13 protein-coding genes and 1 pseudogene are annotated in these 13,910 nt (G+C 30.1%); 6 read left to right on the top strand and 8 right to left on the bottom strand.

Going from position 1 to position 13,910, the window contains the following annotated elements; genetic code table 11:
* Positions 1-27: 27 nt before the first annotated feature.
* Both AC0L4B_RS17150 and AC0L4B_RS17145 read right to left on the bottom strand, forming a co-directional pair.
* Positions 28-1,224 (bottom strand): DUF5723 family protein, encoded by a 1,197-nt coding sequence (locus AC0L4B_RS17150; RefSeq protein WP_473439465.1) that lies wholly within the window; start codon positions 1,222-1,224, stop codon positions 28-30.
* A gap of 193 nt (positions 1,225-1,417) precedes the next feature.
* Positions 1,418-1,603 carry a hypothetical protein gene (locus AC0L4B_RS17145; protein WP_473437980.1) on the bottom strand — a complete coding sequence of 62 codons (186 nt, stop codon included), beginning with the start codon at positions 1,601-1,603 and terminating at the stop codon, positions 1,418-1,420.
* Positions 1,604-1,666: 63 nt separating this feature from the next.
* Here AC0L4B_RS17145 and AC0L4B_RS17140 point away from each other — a divergent pair, with 63 nt between their 5' ends.
* Positions 1,667-2,053 (top strand): pyrophosphohydrolase domain-containing protein, encoded by a 387-nt coding sequence (locus AC0L4B_RS17140; protein WP_473437979.1) that lies wholly within the window; start codon positions 1,667-1,669, stop codon positions 2,051-2,053.
* Between the two features lie 75 nt (positions 2,054-2,128).
* Here AC0L4B_RS17140 and AC0L4B_RS17135 read toward each other — a convergent pair whose 3' ends face one another.
* Positions 2,129-3,196: a branched-chain amino acid aminotransferase gene (locus AC0L4B_RS17135; RefSeq protein WP_473437978.1), complete on the bottom strand. Its 1,068-nt coding sequence runs from the start codon at positions 3,194-3,196 to the stop codon at positions 2,129-2,131.
* Between the two features lie 107 nt (positions 3,197-3,303).
* Between AC0L4B_RS17135 and AC0L4B_RS17130 the strand changes: the two genes are divergently transcribed.
* From AC0L4B_RS17130 to AC0L4B_RS17115, 4 genes are all read left to right on the top strand, one after another.
* Complete coding sequence (locus AC0L4B_RS17130) at positions 3,304-3,831, top strand: DUF4920 domain-containing protein (protein WP_473437977.1); 528 nt, start codon at positions 3,304-3,306, stop codon at positions 3,829-3,831.
* A 1-nt stretch (position 3,832) separates the two neighbouring features.
* Positions 3,833-4,261 (top strand): hypothetical protein, encoded by a 429-nt coding sequence (locus AC0L4B_RS17125; RefSeq protein ID WP_473437976.1) that lies wholly within the window; start codon positions 3,833-3,835, stop codon positions 4,259-4,261.
* A 5-nt stretch (positions 4,262-4,266) separates the two neighbouring features.
* Positions 4,267-4,956 carry a tRNA (5-methylaminomethyl-2-thiouridine)(34)-methyltransferase MnmC2 gene (gene mnmC2, locus AC0L4B_RS17120; protein ID WP_473437975.1) on the top strand — a complete coding sequence of 230 codons (690 nt, stop codon included), beginning with the start codon at positions 4,267-4,269 and terminating at the stop codon, positions 4,954-4,956.
* Between the two features lie 94 nt (positions 4,957-5,050).
* Positions 5,051-5,953 carry a TIGR01777 family oxidoreductase gene (locus AC0L4B_RS17115; RefSeq protein ID WP_473437974.1) on the top strand — a complete coding sequence of 301 codons (903 nt, stop codon included), beginning with the start codon at positions 5,051-5,053 and terminating at the stop codon, positions 5,951-5,953.
* Positions 5,954-5,956: 3 nt separating this feature from the next.
* On the opposite strand, the gene AC0L4B_RS17110 is transcribed toward AC0L4B_RS17115, so the two are convergent.
* The 5 genes and pseudogenes from AC0L4B_RS17110 to AC0L4B_RS17090 form a co-directional block, all read right to left on the bottom strand.
* Positions 5,957-7,084 carry a PepSY-associated TM helix domain-containing protein gene (locus AC0L4B_RS17110; protein ID WP_473437973.1) on the bottom strand — a complete coding sequence of 376 codons (1,128 nt, stop codon included), beginning with the start codon at positions 7,082-7,084 and terminating at the stop codon, positions 5,957-5,959.
* Positions 7,085-7,147: 63 nt separating this feature from the next.
* Positions 7,148-9,517 carry a TonB-dependent siderophore receptor gene (locus tag AC0L4B_RS17105; protein ID WP_473437972.1) on the bottom strand — a complete coding sequence of 790 codons (2,370 nt, stop codon included), beginning with the start codon at positions 9,515-9,517 and terminating at the stop codon, positions 7,148-7,150.
* Between the two features lie 112 nt (positions 9,518-9,629).
* Entirely contained in the window at positions 9,630-10,586 is a 957-nt protein-coding gene (locus AC0L4B_RS17100) for a M48 family metallopeptidase (RefSeq protein WP_473439464.1), read from the bottom strand.
* The gene (locus tag AC0L4B_RS17095) at positions 10,538-10,861 is read right to left on the bottom strand and encodes a hypothetical protein (RefSeq protein ID WP_473437971.1); all 324 of its coding nucleotides are present in this window, start codon (positions 10,859-10,861) and stop codon (positions 10,538-10,540) included. Before AC0L4B_RS17095 ends, AC0L4B_RS17100 begins: the two co-directional genes overlap by 49 nt.
* Before the next feature lie 4 nt (positions 10,862-10,865).
* Positions 10,866-11,662: pseudogene (locus AC0L4B_RS17090) on the bottom strand (TrmH family RNA methyltransferase).
* On the opposite strand from AC0L4B_RS17090, the gene AC0L4B_RS17085 reads away from it, so the two are divergent.
* Positions 11,655-13,853 carry a DUF7619 domain-containing protein gene (locus AC0L4B_RS17085; RefSeq protein ID WP_473437970.1) on the top strand — a complete coding sequence of 733 codons (2,199 nt, stop codon included), beginning with the start codon at positions 11,655-11,657 and terminating at the stop codon, positions 13,851-13,853. The pseudogene AC0L4B_RS17090 and the gene AC0L4B_RS17085 sit on opposite strands and share 8 nt — an antisense overlap.
* The last annotated feature ends 57 nt before the right edge of the window (positions 13,854-13,910 follow it).

The following is a 13,910-nucleotide window of genomic DNA, read 5'->3' as shown; positions in this document are numbered from 1 at the left end:
AATTGGATTAAGGCTTTTTTTGTGGTACTAATTATACTTTTTGCTTTGATAAATTGGGATTTTTAATCCAACAAAAAGGTCAGTTGATTTAGAATGATCAGAGATAACATTTGATAAAATAGAACTTGAGCCAAGTGTTAAAGGACCTAATCTAAAACCAGCTCCCCATGCAGTATCATCATACTGTCTGAAACTTACAGGTGTATAAAAACTAAACCATTTAGTCTCTATACGTGGTGCTATAGTAACAGCGTTATTAATCTTGTTAGTAAATTGAGTATTGTTTTGTATTAACGAAAAAGCACCTTGTAAACTCAAATAAATGGAACGGTCAATATGGTAATCGGCACTAACACGTAAAGCGGTTGGTAAGTTAACTTTTATCTTTTTTGTGATTTCAGTAAACGTATAGTTTTCATTTAAAAACTCTTCAGTATCGTTATAGTTAATAGTACTTTCAGTTTGGTTATTTAAATCATAGTTATATTGTGTTATATCATCATATGTAATAGATCCTATGTCTGTAACAGATAATCCTACTTTTAATAGGTATTTATTATGACCCTTACCATCTGTAGTATTGTTTCTTCTCCATTCATAAGTAAATCCTATATCGGCACCAAAACCAGTTTTTAAGTCATCAAAATCTATAGGGTCATCTTCATAAATACCGTTTCTACTTCCATAATTTATACTTCCAGCTGTAGTTATAGTTTGTGCTGAAGCATCATAATTTCCTGAAAATCCTGGACTATTAAAAAACGATATACCACCACCTTGTAATAGTTTTAAAGTAATTCCTCCTTTTAAAAAGTGATCATAATCATCATACAAAATACGACCATAACTAATACCTAGTTCTGCCCAAGCATGAGTTGTAGAAACTAAGTTACTAGAGTCAAAATCAAAATCGTTAGTTTCATCAAACGATTCGTTTAAACTTTCAAATAGTAAACCATTTACATTGTTGATATTAGCAAAGCCTCTTAATCTAGTAATTACACCAATACTATTATTTGCATTAAGGTTAAACATAAAAGAAGGTCCTACAATATCTGCATTAGAAAAGAAGTTGTTTTTTTCAGAAGGAGATATTTGTGCAGTGTTGTCAATATCTACATCCTCACCAAATAACTCTCCAAAATCTATTGCGTAGTAATCGCTACCAATAAAGGTGCTTGCAGACATGATATTTATGTCAGTTTTAAATCTAGAATCAACAATATTAGAAGGATTATCTATAACGCCTATTATTCCAGAATAGTTGTCAATAGAGTGCCCTACGTAACTTTGTGATAGACTTAAGTAAGAAATTAAAAAAATGTAATCGTGGTTAGTGACTTAAAATAATTCATGATTAATATATTAGTTTTTATTGCAAATAAAACTAATATTAAGTAATCTGACTAACTATTTTTTACTTGAAAATCACTTTTATAGCGACAATCATGCCTATAAAACCAATAAAGGCTAGTAATATCCATAATACACCTTTGTAATGGACTTTATGTAAGTTTAAATCTTTTCTGTACATTCTTACTAAAACTAAAATAAAAGCAATAGCGAATAAAATTCCAAAAACGATTTGTCCTTTACTAAACATAATTTATTTTTAAGCAAAATTACTAAAACTAAGGACTAACATCAAGGAATAAATAATAATAATATGCAAGATAAAATAGAAGCAGTAAAAGCCTTTCATACAGCATTTAAAATTGGACATTTAGAAGCTCCAAAAGCTAATTTAGGTACAGAAAAAAACAAGCTTCGTCATGAGTTAATGCGCGAAGAAAATGCGGAGTACCTTCAAGCAGCAGAAAATAATGATTTGGTAGAAGTAGCAGATGCTTTAGGAGATATGCTTTACATTTTATGTGGTACTATTATTGAACATGGTATGCAGCATAAAATAGAAGAAGTCTTTAACGAAATACAAAAAAGTAACATGAGTAAGCTGGGTCAAGACGGAGAGCCTATTTACCGTGAAGATGGAAAAGTACTAAAAGGGCCTAATTATTTTAAGCCAAATATCAAAGCCATTTTAGAACAGTAGTTCAATACTGTTTTAGGTTACAGACAAAAAAAGCAACCAATTGGTTGCTTTTTTTATATAAATTTTAGTTTAAACTTAAAGCTTAATTCTCCATCCAAAAGGATCTTCAACTTTATTAGTTTGTATAGCTACAATACGATTTTTTAATTGTGAAGCAAAAGAATGGTCTTGTTCAGGGATTTCAAAATCATCTCCTCTAAAACCAAAACCAGAAATTGGAGAAATTACTGCAGCTGTACCAGCTCCAAACATTTCTTTCAAGCTTCCATTTTTAGAGGCTTCCACCAATTCGCTTACTTTAACCTTTCTAACTTCAGTTTTTATACCTTCAGCTTCCGCTAATTGTAAGATGCTTTTTCTTGTAATTCCATCTAAAATACGATCACTCACAGGAGATGTTAAAAGGGTATCGTTAATACGTACAAATACATTCATAGCTCCAGCTTCTTCAATGTATTCATGTGTGGTGTCATCTGTCCAAATAACTTGTTGGTAACCTTTATCTTTAGCTAATTGTGTTGGATAAAATTGTCCAGCATAATTACCACCAGCTTTAGCAAAACCAACACCACCATTAGCACTACGCGAGTATTGTTCTTCTATTAAAACATTAACTTTTCCAGAAAAATAAGCTCCAGAAGGTGCAGTAGCAATAATAAATTTATAAGCATCAGCAGGTGAAGCATGAAATCCGTTACCTGTTGCAAAAATGTATGGTCTGATGTATAACGAGCTACCTTCGTTTGTAGGTATCCAATCTTGGTCTACATCTAATAAGGCTTTTAAACCTTCCATAAAATAATCTTCAGGTAATTCTGGAATAGCAAGACGCTTTGCAGACAAGTTTAATCGCTTAACATTGTCCATTGGTCTAAATAAAAAACGGTCACCATTGTTGTCTTTGTAGGCTTTCATACCTTCAAAAATAGATTGTCCATAATGAAAAATCTTAGACGATGGGTCTAATGTAATTGGACCATAAGGCACAACTTCTGGCTTATGCCATTTGCCATCTTTATAATCGCAGGTTAACATATGATCAGAAAACACTTGTCCAAACGCTAAATTGTTAAAATCAATCGAGCTTATTTTAGACGCTTCTGTTCTGGTAATTTTTATATCGTTTTTGGTTAAAGTAGCCATATATTGTGGTTGAATTTCTTTCACAAAAATACAGAATTATTACTTAGAAAGTAAGCAATTAACCTTAAAATACTATCTTTGAAAATAAGAATCTAATAAATTATAACATGAAAAATTATCTAATCCTTATAGCATTATTAATCACAATAGTTGCTTGTAAAACAGAAACTAAAAACGAAACAGAAACAGTTACTAAAGAAGATATTACTGCTAAAACAGAAGCCGTAACTTATAAAACTTTTGGAAAAGAAATTATATCTGATGACGCTATAGCATCCGCATCAATGGTTGATCATTACATGAGTTTAAAAGCAGGAGATAGTATTCCAGCTAAAGTTACTTTAAAAGTAAAAGAAGTATGTCAAGCTAAAGGATGTTGGATGACAGCAGATTTAGGAGATGGTAAAGAAGTTATGGTTAAGTTTAAAGACTATGGTTTTTTTATGCCTAAAAATATTGCAGGAGAAGAGGTGATTGTTAATGGATTAGCATTTATTGAAGAAGTATCTGTAGATGATCAACGTCATTATCTTGAAGATAAAGGAGCTGCTAAAGAAGCTATTGAAAAAATCACTGAGCCTAAACGTACATTTTCATTTCAAGCAGATGGTGTTTTATTAGTTGAAAAACAATAAAATGAAAAAACGTGTTTGGATAATTTTATTTGTGGTTTTAACGTCATGCAATTTTAAAACAGAAACTCCAGTTAAAGCTAAAAAGGTGTATGACATGTATGTGCCTTCAGAAATGTCAAAATTAATGTTGGAAATGTATGCGCATAATTTAGAGCTTAAACAGCAAATTATTAAAGGCCAAATCCCAACACAATTTCCAAACAATTTTTTAAATATTCATTCAGCTCAGTTATCAGATTTTCAAATTAGAGATCAACAATTTAAAAGTTTTTCAAATCTATTTATAACAGCTCAAAAAGAGATTTACAATACAACATCTACTTTAAATTTAAAAGATAGATTTAATAATACCATTAATACATGTATTGCCTGTCACAGTAAAATATGTACAGGTCCAATACCAAAAATCAAAAAACTTTTAATTAAATAACAACGTTGAAACCAAAAATAGAAATTACAAAAGACGGTTCTTCAACCCTAGTGCATCACAAATATAATGCACATTATCATTCCACTTTTGGAGCAATAGAAGAGTCTGATTTTGTTTATATAAACACAGGATTGTTATATTTTTTGTCAACCGAAAGTGGACAGAATTTAAAACAGTCCTGTTCTGTTTTAGAATTAGGTTTTGGTACAGGACTTAATGCTTTTAATACACTTTTAAAAACGGAAGCATTACCGTTAAACATCCATTATTTAGGTATAGAAACAGACCCTGTGCCAATGGATATTATAACGCAATTAAATTATCCAGAGCAACTCTTAGCAAGTCATAAAACTGAAGTTTTTAAAGCGATGCACCAAACTAATTGGGAGCAACCATATCAGATTACTAAACAATTTGTGTTAGAAAAGCGCAAGCAAGACATCATGGATTTAAAAGTTAAAAATGAATATAATGTCATTTATTTTGATGCTTTTGGACCTGCTGAACAGCCTGAACTTTGGACAGAATCTGTGTTCAAAATAATGTTTGAGGCATTACAACCCAATGGTGTTTTAATGACCTATTGTGCACAAGGTGCAGCCAGACGTGCTATGCAAAGTGCTGGTTTTACAGTAACCAGATTACCAGGTCCACCAAGTAAACGTCATATTTTAAGAGCTATTAAAATTTGTTAATTACCATTTCTTTTCGTGACTTTAAATAAACGTTAAACCTTACTTAAACATCGCTTTAATGCGTGTTTAAAATTGTATTTTTAATAAAAAAAGAATGCGTATACTTATAACAGGTGCAACAGGATTAATTGGAACTGAAATAGTCAAGCAATGTCATAATCAAAACATTGATGTAAACTATCTTACAACAAGTAAATCTAAGGTGTCTAATGCAGATCATTATAAAGGGTTTTTATGGAATCCCTCTAAAAATGAAATAGATGTAGCGTGTTTAAAAGATGTTGATGCTATTATACATTTAGTAGGAGCAAGTATCTCTAAGCGTTGGACAGAAGCCTATAAAAAAACTATTATTTTAAGTCGTATTCAAACCTCTCAGTTATTATTTAATACCTTAAAAAATACAACACATCAAGTTAAGCATATTGTCTCTGCAAGTGCAATAGGTATTTATCCTCACTCTTTGACCAATTATTATACAGAAGATTTTAATAAAGTTAGTACTTCATTTTTAGGACAAGTGGTTAAACAATGGGAACAAGCTGTAAATGCCTTTTCTGTTTTAGATATTGCAGTTTCAAAAATAAGAATCGGATTAGTATTGTCTTCCAAAGGAGGCGCTTTACCTGAAATGGCTAAACCTATTAAATTTGGAGTAGGAGCAGCTTTTGGCTCTGGTAAACAATGGCAGTCATGGATTCATGTACAGGATCTAGCAAGTCTATTTTTACACGTATTGACTAATAAATTAGAAGGTGTTTATAATGGAGTAGCACCAAATCCAGAAACTAATAAAGAGTTAACAAAAGCTATTGCAAAACAGTTAAAACGACCTTTAATTTTACCAAACATACCTAGATTTGCTATGCGATTGGTTTTAGGCGAAATGCACATTTTACTATTCGAAAGTCAACGTGTAAGTTCTAAAAAAATAGAAGATACAGGGTTTCATTTTAAACATTATAATGTGCAAAGCGCTTTAGAGGAAGAGTATTAAAGTTTATACTTTAGGTTTCTTTTTCTTATAAGTTCTTCCATACCATAATAATATACCTGTTACAGGTAAAGTTGCTGTTAGTAAACTAATTAAGAACGCAAGAATTTTTCCAGCTATACCACCAATTGCACCAATGTGTATATCATAATTCATACGCAGTATTTTATCTGCAAATTTAGCGTCTTTGTATTTACCGTATATGGCTGGAGTTTCTATTTCTTCTAATGTATTTTGATCAAAAAATCTGTAATCAGAATCATAATACAAGCCTTTACTATTCGAGACTTCTACATAAATACTTTCTTCATCGTTGGTAGGATAATGTAATTCATAACTTTCAGCATCAGGAGATTCTTTCAATAGTTTTACAATTAAGTAATCCATTGGTTTAATGCTATCGTTTTTAGTGGTTTCACTATTGTTTTTAGGAATAATAAAAGCAGGTACTTTGTCTCCACCAGTCGATACATACACTACATATTTTAACCAATTATAAGATATTACAGATCCTGTAAATGCTAATATTAATGCAAAAGAGCATATGTAAAATCCAATAACCGTATGCAAATCAAAGTTTTTACGTTTCCATCTGGTTGTTTTTTTCCAGTCAAATTTTAATCGTTGCTTTATGTTTTTACGCTTTTTAGGAATCCATAAAATAAATCCTGAAATAATAATTAAGATAAAAATTAAAATTGAAGCAGCAACAACTTGTTCGCCTATAGCTTTTGGTAACCATAAGCGCATGTGTCCTTTAAGTGTAAAAGCAAAAAAACCAGACATATGGTCGTCTACTTGTATAACTTCACCAGAATAAGGATTTAAAAAAACACTCTGATAAAATTCTGGTTCTGCATCATAAAATATAACTTCAATAGCATCATCAGCTTTTTTAAACAAGGTACCATGTATGTGGTGATCTGGTAATACAGCTTTTGCAAAATCTTTAGCTTGTGTAGGTGTTAAGATTGGTTTGTCTTGCGGTTCTACCTTTTTATAGTCGTTGTATAGGCTTTCAATTTCTTCTTTGAAAGCCCAACAACAACCTGTTATAGCAACTATAAACACAACTAAACCAGTTGCTAAACCTAAAATTTTATGTAATTGAAAAATGAATTTTTTAAAGGTCATATTTTATTAAATACCAAAAGGACAACTTAGTAAAGTTGTCCTTTTAAATTAGACTAATTGAACTTAAAATTTAAATGTAACACTTCCAAGAATTGTTCTTGGTCTCTGTGGAGTTACCGTACTCCAACCAGAGAAATAAGTTTTATCTGTAATATTGTTAGCTTTTACACTAGCTCTAAACGTGTTAGTTTCGTAATATAAAGAGGCATTAAATATTGTATATGCAGGTATATCAAAACTACCTGTTACTGATTTGTAATCTACCATTGTATCATATTCTGACTGACCATTAAAACCTGCTCCAGCACCAAAGTTTTCAAAAAACTTATAGTCTGCCCAGAAGTTATAGGTTATATCTGCTCCAGATTCTCCATAACGATTGCCTTCTAAAAACCTTGCAGAAGGAGAGTCTGTAATTTCAGAATCATTATAGCTAAAACCAGTATGAATGTTTAATCCATCAATTGGATTAGCATTTACTTCTAATTCTATACCCTGACTATTAATAGCTAGATCTTGTGTTTGAGTTGCCCAATAATATTTATTGTCTACGTTTATGTTGTAATAACTTAAAGTCGTTTCTAATTTATTATTAAACAGGTTTGTTTTTACTCCAACTTCATATTGGTTTGCTTGCTCTACGTCATAGCTTTGTAATGTTACAATACCAGTATCAAAATCTGTTATATATTGAGGGTTGACATACGAGAAACCATTTTGGTAGTTAGCAAATATTGATAATTGATCAATTATAGGTTGGTAAACAATACCAAACTTTGGCGAAAAAGTAGACTCAGTATATTCTGTATCATCATCAGCATCTGTTTGTCTATCTCCTTGGTAATCAAATCTGTCATAACGTAAGCTCGCCATTACTGATAAGCTAGGTAAAACCTTAACGACATCAGATACATAAAAGCCTAATATATTTTGGCGTATGTCACTATCTAAATATCCAATACCTGTTAATGCTGCGCTTAGGTTGTCTTCGTTAATTGCTGGCTCACCATAAACTAAATCACCATCAATATTTATAGTGTGTAAATATCCCCAATTTGAGCTATTATCAATGGTATTAGAATCTAGATAATCTGCTCCAACTAACAATTTGTTTTCAATATCACCAATCTTAAAAGTACCAGTAAAGTTTTGTTGTAAATTTCTAGTTTTAGTTCTTGCATCAGTATCTTGAGCATATAAGTTAAATAATGCATCAGATCCATTCCATAAATACGTGTAATACCCTAAAGATTTAGCTAATCCACCAGAAATTAATGTTTGAGAAGACCATTGGTCAGATATTTTCCAAGCAATTTCACCACGATAATTCTGAGTAATGTTTTTAATGCTAATATCATCATTTGTAAATGATAAGTCCGTATTGTAATTTAACTCGTCAATAGAGCTAAATGCTAAAGGTGCATATCTGTTTAAAAATAAGAAAGTTTCATTTGTTTGTTCGTTATCTGAGGCTTCATATGAAAAGTTAAAAGTCAAGTTATTGTTTACCTTATAAGAAATTGAAGGTGCTACAAATACAGATTTTTTAAATCCAGCATCTTGAAAACTATGTTCTTGTTGAAAACCAGTGTTTATTCTAAACGATAATTTATCACTTGGGCTAACATTGACATCTGCATTAAACTTTGCAAAATCAAAAGATCCACCAGATACAGTTATTTCTCCACCAGTTTTATTGTATGGTTTTTTAGTAATGATGTTAATTAACCCTCCGTATGAAGAAACAGAGCTTCCAAATAATGTTCCAGCAGGTCCTTTAATAACCTCAACACGCTCTACGTTAGAAGGATTTATAAAGCCATTAGTAATACCAGCAACACCATTTACCAATTGTGGTTGTACCGCAAAACCACGACTAGAATAGTAACCTGCACCATCACCACTACGACCAGTAGATGACCATAATTTTGTTATACCAGCAGCATTTTTTAATGCATCTTCAAAAGTATTTACAGACTGAGATACTAATAATTGGTTTGTAATTGTATTATAAACTTGTGAGTTATCAATATTTTTTAATGGTAATTTAGAAACATAAGCACTTTGCTTTCTTGAAAATTTATTTTTTCTGTCAATATCTAATACAACCTCATTTAGTATTTCGTTTCCTTCGTACATTGTTGTTGTTCCTAAAACTACGCTTTCATTATTTAAAATAGAAACTTCTATTTCTTTGGTTTTATAACCTAAATAGGATACAGAAATTACATAATCTCCATTGGTTACATTTTTTATTTTAAAGTTTCCATCAATATCAGATGTTGTTCCTTTTGTAGTGTTTTTAATTAACACATTAACACCTACTATTGGTGATTGATTATTATCCAATATAGTTCCTTCAATTGTCGCATTTTGTGCAATTGATACAAATGAAACTAAAAATAGGGTTAGTAATAGTAATAAATTTTTCATTTATCTTTATTTAGACTTAATTTAAATAGTTAATTTTGTGCAAAAATATCTATGTACTTTGGATTAACCAAATTATTTATAATAATTCTAAATAATATTTTAAAATTTTAATCTAACCCTTTAAATTTGAGATACGTTGTAATAAAGTAGGATGAGAGTAATGCATGAAAACGTAAGCTGGATGTGGTGTTAAATTACTTAAACTGTTTTTAGATAATTTTTTAAGAGAAGAAATTAAAGGCTCTGGCTTATAGGTGTTTTTAGCATAATCATCAGCTTGATATTCAAATTTACGCGAAAACCAATTCATTAATAAACCTGTTATTTCTGATAAAGGTGAATACAAAATACCAAATGCTATTAATCCTATATGAAAACTTGGTGTTGCAACACCTAAAGCTTCACTTAACACAGGGTTTCCTATTAATAAAGATAAAATATATAGTGTAAATCCAGTAAGTAATACAGAAGTCACTAGATTAAAAATGATATGTTTCTTTTTATAATGACCAATTTCATGAGCCAAAACAGCAACAATTTCATCTTCATTTAAATCATTAATTAAAGTATCGTAAAGTGTGACGCGTTTTTCGCTTCCAAAACCAGAAAAATAGGCATTGGCTTTGGTACTTCTTTTAGAACCATCAATAACAAAAATTTTATCTAAATTAAAACCAACCGTTTTAGCATAGTCAGATATTGCGGTACGTAGACTTCCATTTTCTAAAGGGCTTTGTTTGTTAAATATCGGGACAATTAATTTTGAGTAAAATAAATTTATAAAAACTGTAAATACCGTTATTAATAACCATGCATACAACCAAAAATTAGTTCCTGTTGTTTGATAAAACCAAGTTAAGGCTGCCAATACAGCTCCTCCTACAATTATAGTCATAAGCCAACCTTTAATTTTATCTAAAATAAAGGTTTGTTTTGTGGTTTTATTAAAACCAAATTTGGCCTCAATTACAAAGGTTTTATAATAAGAAAACGGAGTCGTTAATAAATCACTACCCAACATTATAATTCCAAAAATATAAGAGTTACTAAAATGGAATGATCTGTTAATTGACGTGCTATATGGTCTACAAAAGCAAAGCCATCTAAAAAGAAAAAACTAAGCGTTAGTACAATTGAAAACCCAGAAGTTAACAACCCAAATTTATAGTTTGTGGCTTTGTATTGTTGTGATTTTTTATAGTCTTCAGTATCGTAAACATCTTCTAATTCGGTTGGAAGTAAATTGTTGTAATGTTTCGCGTTAAGCGCATCTAAAACTTTATCAATCAAAAAACTAATAATTATTATGGCTATAATGATGTAAAATAGTGTGTTTGCTGTCATAATATTATTTAAAATTACGTTGACGTTTAGCTTCAAAAATTAATATTCCTGCTGCAACAGATACATTCATAGAGTCAATTGCGCCTTGCATTGGTATTTTTATGTTTTTTTGGAAGCGTCTCTCCATGCGTCGCTCAATCCAATAGCTTCTGTACCAACAACTATGGCTGATGCTTGAGTAAAGTCTTGTGTGTGATACTCTTCAGCTTCCTGTAAAATAGCACTGTAAATGTGGATATTATTTTGGTTTAAAAATGTGATAATATCATTGGTGTTTCCTGTAGCAATTTGGTTGGTAAAAACGCAACCAACACTAGAGCGTACTATATTTGGATTGTATAAATCTGTTTTAGGATTTGCAATAATTACAGCATCTACATTTGCTGCATCAGCAGTACGTAAAATAGCTCCAATATTACCAGGTTTTTCGGGTGCTTCAGCAATTAATATTAGAGGTGTTTTGTTAGTAAAAATAATACTGTCTAATTGATGAGGTCTACTGTTTACAATTGCTACAATCCCTTCCGTTGTATCACGATAAGCAATTTTTTGATAGACTTCTTTTGTAACTTCAATACAATTTATATTTTCAGGAAGCGCACTTAGTTTATTAGTATCATAAATTTCCGGAAAATATAAAACGGTTTCAATACTATACTGTCCATTAATGGCTAATTGTATTTCGCGTTCGCCTTCAATAACAAAAGTCTTTGTTTTTTTACGTTCACGAGATTTTTCTTTTAACAAAACTATATGCTTTATTAATTGATTTTGTGTACTTGAAATTTGTTTGTTGAGCATATTGAATATTAATACTATATTTGAGATTATAAAATTACAGTTTTATGAATTACAAAATATTTTTTTATATGTTGTTTTTAGTATATCTTCAGTTAATTTAAAAGCGCAAAATAATACTTTATGTGAGAATTTACAGGCTTTATGTTTTGAGAATAATACGTTTGTATCTACAAATAATATAAATAGTAATAGTATAGGACAAATCGCTTGCTTAGGATTGACACCTAATCCTTTATGGAATTATATTCAAGTAGATAATTCCGGAACTTTAAATATAGAAGTAAAGCAAATTAATAATTCAGGAAATTTAATTGATGTAGATTTTGTAATTTGGGGTCCATATAGTTCTTTTCAAACACTTTGTGATAATTCATCTTCTTATCCTAATGAAGCAGATATAATTGATTGTAGCTTTAGCCCATTTAGTATTGAAAACTTTACTATTACAAATGCTCAATCAGATGATTTTTATATTTTATTAACTACTAATTATTCTGGGCAACAAGGCGAAATAATTATAACACAAAGTAACTCTAGTTCTGTTAATGCTGGTTCCATTTATTCTAATGTAGAAATAGATTTAGGTCCAGATCAAACGCTTTGTAATGATGAAATTTCAACAACGTTAAGTGCATATTTTCCTGGAGTACAGAGTTATGAATGGTTTAAGGATGGGGTTTTTTTAAGTGATCAAAGTAGTTCTGAGTTAATAGTTTCAGAGTCTGGTAATTATGTGGTTACAGCCTATAATTCTTGTAATACTGTTGGTCAGGATAATATCAATATAGCTTTTGTGGATTGTTCTAATTATGGCTTAATAAATGTAAATTCCTTTTCTGATTTAAATAATAATTCGGTTTTTGATTCTGATGAGTCATTATTTAATAACGGATATTTTACTTATGAACTAAATTCTGATGGAATAATAAATTATATAACCTCTTCTACTGGTGATTTCTCAATTATTAGTAATGATGGTAACAATACATATGATATTTCATATTTTTTAAATGATGATTATCAAAATTGTTATAGTTTACCATTAACACAATTTAATAGTGTTAGTGTAGAAAATGGGGAGGAAATAAATTTAGGTTTCTCTGTTACAGAACAGCAGGTTTGTGAGGATATCGCAGTTTCTTTAAATAGCAGTCAACCTCCAGTACCAGGATTTAATATCTCTAATTCGCTTACAATTGAAAATCTTGGAATAGTTCCTGTTTCAGGAACAATAGAGTTTAATTTGGATGATAATTTAACTTTTAACTCAGCTACGTATATTAATCAAAACTATACACTTACTCCAAGTGCTAATGGATTTGTTCTAGATTTTGTTGATTTACAACCTAATAATAGCTCGAATATTGATATATCTATTTACTGTCCAAATAATCTAGTATTAGGTAATTTAATTACAAATACAGCCGAATATATAACAGGATCTAATGACTTAATAGTCGATAATAATTTTTATGCTATTACTGAGAGTATTGTAGGGTCTTTTGATCCCAACGACATTATGGAGTCCAATGGTCCTGAAATTATTTATGAAGATTTTATAACTACCAACGAGTTCTTATATTACACTATTCGTTATCAAAATTTAGGGACTGCAGAAGCTGTTAATGTAAAAATTGAAAATTCTTTAGATTCATTTTTAGATAAAGAGACATTACAAATGGTAGATTCTAGTCACGATCTTATTCTTAGACGAGTTGATAACCAATTAACATTTGATTTTAAAGATATATATCTTCCAGCAGAATCTCAAAATGAAGAAGGTAGTAAAGGTTTTGTTACATATAAAATAAAACCTGTTTCTGGTTATGATATAAATACCATAATTCAAAATACAGCTGAGATTTATTTTGATTTCAACGCAGCAGTTGTAACAAATACTTTTACCACAAGTTTTGTTACAACACCTTTATCGGTTGAAGATTTTGAAATAAAAGGTTTTGACTTATACCCAAATCCAGCAAACGGAGAAGTATCAATTCGTTTAAATGAAACTTTAATTGGTGATTTCGATTTAAAAGTATTAAATATACAGGGTAAAGTTATGTTGTCTGAAAGTGTTAACTCAGGCATTTCAAATACAATTAATGTATATGGATTTGAGAGCGGAATGTACTTTGTGAAAATTAATAATAGTATAACAACACATACACAAAAACTAATAGTAAAATAAGTAGTTTACAATACTTTATCAAGTTGGATATTAATGAAAAGTTTATTTTAACTTTTT

Source organism: Olleya sp. NP1-10, from assembly GCF_055804415.1.
Note: the sequence above shows the minus strand (reverse complement) of the source record. Positions and strands in the feature narration are given on the sequence as shown.